Source organism: Pseudomonas sp. 2995-1, from assembly GCF_002742505.1.
In the GTDB taxonomy this organism is placed as follows: Bacteria; Pseudomonadota; Gammaproteobacteria; order Pseudomonadales; family Pseudomonadaceae; genus Aquipseudomonas; species Aquipseudomonas sivasensis.
On the sequence record NZ_LJSA01000203.1, the window covers coordinates 1 to 229 of the forward strand.

Here is a 229-nt window from a genome sequence, read left to right on the forward strand (position 1 = left end):
TTTTTGCACCTTGTAGATTCATCTCAAGATTCGACTTAATTGCTTTGAGCTGAACTAGTTCAGTATCATATTTTCTCTGACGTTGTATTTCAACAAACATTTTCCGTTCTTCATCAAGTCTTGCTGTAACTTTTTGGAGTGATTCTTTTGCAGAAATTAACTGTTCATTAACATCCTGTGCCTTTTTCTTCAATTGCTCCAATGCACTCTTGGAGCAATCCCCTATTAT

The 229-nt window shown here is 35.4% G+C and carries 1 protein-coding gene; it reads right to left on the minus strand.

All coding sequences use genetic code 11. The features are described from left to right. Positions 1 to 229: hypothetical protein (locus AOA61_RS31140; protein ID WP_158234788.1), on the minus strand; the 229-nt coding region annotated here is incomplete at both ends.